Origin of the sequence: Kitasatospora sp. NPDC059571 (assembly GCF_042735675.1) — a bacterium.
Classification (GTDB): domain Bacteria; phylum Actinomycetota; class Actinomycetes; order Streptomycetales; family Streptomycetaceae; genus Kitasatospora.
This window is the reverse complement of record NZ_JBHWBW010000134.1, coordinates 14,036-17,600: the sequence shown is the minus strand read 5'-3', so window position 1 is coordinate 17,600 and position 3,565 is coordinate 14,036. Positions and strand designations below refer to the sequence as shown.

The 3,565-nt window shown below is 73.7% G+C and carries 2 protein-coding genes; both read right to left on the bottom strand.

Features of this window, described 5'->3' with window-relative positions:
- Window positions 1-105 precede the first annotated feature (105 nt).
- Window positions 106-1,458, bottom strand: coding sequence for a condensation domain-containing protein (locus ACFV0G_RS17405; protein WP_380547719.1), 1,353 nt, complete (start codon window positions 1,456-1,458; stop codon window positions 106-108).
- Window positions 1,446-3,565 (bottom strand): peptidase domain-containing ABC transporter (locus ACFV0G_RS17400; protein WP_380547716.1); only part of this gene is annotated, 2,120 nt, incomplete at its 5' end. The genes ACFV0G_RS17400 and ACFV0G_RS17405, both read right to left, overlap by 13 nt.

Here is a 3,565-nt window from a genome sequence, read left to right as displayed (position 1 = left end):
GGTCAGTACCGCGTCGATCGGTGCGGGGGGCATGGCACCTCCATGGGGTGGCTGAGGGGGCTGGGAAGACGGGAGTCCGGCGGAAGGGGCGGGGAACACGGCCGCTCAGCCGGCGGGTTCGGCCGCCTGCGCCGCGGCGGCCGCCAGTACGTCGTCGAGGATCGCCCGGGCCGCCGGCCGGTCCACCCGCAGCCCGTCGAAGCGCAGGTCGATGAGCAGGCGGTCGCGGTACTCGGTGCACCGCAGGTGCAGGGCGTGCAGGTCCGTGACGGCGATCCGGCGCAGTTCGTAGGCGTCGGCGGTGATCCGCAGCGCTCCGGTGTCCCGGACGCCCGCGTGGTCGCCCTCGAACCGGCGCAGGTTCACGTAGACGTCGCGGCCGACGGGGGCGCCGTGCTGCGCCTCGGCCTCCCGCGTCACCGCCGTGATCTCCGCCGCGGTCAGCCGCTGGTGCTTCAGCGCGTTCAGCAGCCCGGCGCGGACCCGGCCGCGGACCGCGTCCGGGTCGCCGTCCGCGTCGGTGACGACCAGCGGGCAGGAGGCGGCGAACATCCCGACCACGTCCCGGTCCCTCGGCGGCCGCGAGTCCATCGACGTCCACAGCCCCACCTCGGTCCTGCCGGTGCGGGACGCCAGTGCGTGGACGAAGGAGCCCACCGTCCACTGGAGCAGGCCGAGGCGGGCCCGTTCGCAGGTGTGTCGCAGCGCCGCGGTGGTCGGGCCGTCGAGTTCGGCACGGAGCATGCCGCCCTCCGCGGCCGGCCCGCCGTCGCCGGCCTTCGCGCCGTCAGCCCGCACCCACCGGGTGCGGGCGAGGAAGCCGAGGCGCTCGCGCCAGTCGGCCAGCGCCCGCTCGCGCTGGGCGGGGGTGGTGCCGGCCCGCTGGCGGGCGGCGGCCTCCGCGAACGACGGAGCGCGCACCGGGACGGGGTCGCCGCGCCGGACGGACTCGTAGTCGCGCCAGACCTCGTGGGCGAACAGGTGGTGCGCGCGTCCGTCGAAGACGAGGTTCTGGAAAGTCGCGAGCAGGGCGTGCCGGCCTGCGTCGTACCGCAGCAGCCGGATGGCGAACGGCCGTTGCTCGCCGTACCGCCAGGGGGTGACGCAGTCGCGCGAGAGGATCGCCGAGACGTACCGGTTGAACTGTTCGGGTGAGACGGCGGCGACCTGCTGGCACGCGACGACCTGTTCCGTCGCGCCGATCGGCCTCAGCCACTGCTCGGGATGCGGGCCGGGCTCCGGGGGCAACTGCAGGTGCAGGGCGTCGTGCCGGGTCACGAAGGCCCGGACGGCGGTCAGCAGGGCGTCGGTGTCGAGGTCGCCGAGGATCTCGAAGCCGAGCCGGACGTTCTTGTGGGCCCAGGCGTCGGTGCGGGTCTTGGTGTGGAACCAGTCCTGTTCGTGGGTGAACGGCACGGGGGCCGAGGACGCCGGCCGGGTCGGGGTCAGGTCAGGCACAGGTACTCCTCCCCGGTCTGCTTGAGGGCGGCGGGCGGGCCCGCCTCGACGATCCGGCCGTCGCGCATGACGATCACCTGGTCGGCGTCGTCGAGGACGGTGAGGCGGTGGGCGATGACGACGACGGTGATCCCGGCCGCCAGCAGGCCGCGCATGATGGCCTCCTCCAGCGCCGGGTCCAGGGCGCTGGTCGCCTCGTCGAGGATGACCAGCTTCGGGCGCTTGGCCAGGGCCCGGGCGAGGACGATCCGCTGCCGCTGGCCGCCCGACATCCCGTGCCCGCCGGGGGCGACGAGCGTGTTGTAGCCCATCGGCATGGCGGTGATCTCGTGGTGGACGTGCGCCAGTTGCACGGCCTTCTTCAGCTCGTCCTCACCGATGTCCTCGCTGCCGAGCAGGATGTTGTCGCGGATCGAGCCGCCGAACAGGTGGGCGTTCTGGTTGACGTAGCCGATGCGGCGGCGGTAGGTGGGCCGGTCGAGATCGGCGAGGGACGTGCCGTCGACGGTGATCGTGCCGCCGGTCGGGACGTACAGCCCGGCCAGCAGCATGCCGAGGGTGGACTTGCCGGATCCCGAGCGGCCGACGACGGCGACGAACTGACCCGGCCGGATGTCGAGTTCGATGTCACCGAGGGTGGGCTTGGGTGCGCCGGGGTAGCGGAAGGAGACCGCGCTCGCGGTGATCCGGCCCGGCTCGGCGACACCCGATCCGGCGAGGGCGCCGCGCGGCTCGGGCGCGGCCCGCAGGACGTCGTCGAGGCGGGCGAGGGTGGGCCGGACGGCGGCGAGCTGGGAGCCGGCGTCGAACATCCCCTGCATCGGGATGAACAGGGCGATCGTCAGCGTCATGAAGCCCATCGCCTCGCCCAGCGAGGCGCGGCCGGTCAGTACCTGCCAGATTCCGGCCAGCAGGACGGCCAGCGGGGCGCCGAACTGCACCGTGCGGCTGAGGGAGGAGAAGACGGCGAGGTTGCGGCGGGCGCCGAGGCGCTTGTTGACCTCGTGGACCAGGGTGTGCGACCAGCGCTCCGCGGCCGTGTCCGCCAGGCCGCTGGACTTCAGTGACGAGATGCTCTCCAGCATCTCGACCAGCTCCTCCTGCGCCTTGGTCTGGCGTTCGAGGACCTCCTGGCTCAGCTCCGTCTGGCGGCGCCAGGTGAGGGCGAGCAGGCCGGCCTGGACGGCGACGAGAGCGGCGACGAGTGCGGCCATCGACGGGTTGGCCAGGGCGAGCGCGACCAGGTAGGCGACGACCAGCACGCTGTCGAGGGCGGCCGAGACCGCGGTGACGCTCAGCACCTGGATGAGGACGTTGCTGGCGCGGGCCCGCATGGCCAGGTCGCCCGGATTGCGCACGGTGAAGAAGTCGTAGGGCAGGTCGGCCAGGTGGCCGACGATGCCCAGGGTGAGCCGCTTCTCTATGACGGCCTGGCGCTTGGCCACCAGGAGCGACCTGCTCAGCTGGAGGAGGAAGAACAGCACCGCGAGTCCGGCGAGCAGCGCCCCGGCGCCCGCCAGGGTGCCACCGCTGCCGTCGGGCACGACCCGCTCGACCAGGATCCCCGCGGTGAGCGGGAGGGCGAGCTCGAAGGCCATCAGCGCGACGGACGCCGCCAGCAGGAGGCCCAGCTCGCGGTGGTTCGGCAGGAACTGGCGCAGCCGGCGCCACGGGCTGCCCGTCCCGGTGCCGCGGGCGGCGGAGCCGCGCTCCAGCGGCGGGTCGAACTCCAGCGCCACCCCGGTGAAGGACTCGGCGACCGACGCCATGCTCAGCCGGCGCCGCCCGTACGCGGGGTCGACGACGTCCACGTACTCCTTGCCGGCGCCCTCCAGCACGACGAAGTGGCTGAAGTTCCAGAACAGGATCGCGCCGGGCCGCAGCCGCTTCAGGGCGTCGAGGTCGGCGCGCACGCCCCGGCCCTTGACGCCGTGCTCGCGGGCGATCTCCAGCAGGGTGCGGGCGGAGGCGCCGTTGCGGCCGGAGTCGGCCCGGGAGCGGACCTCGTCGAGGGACACGTCGACGCCGTGGTGCCGGAGCACGGTCACCAGGGCGGCCGGGCCGCAGTCGCTGACCTGCGTCTGGAAGCAGACCGGCAGCCGTACGC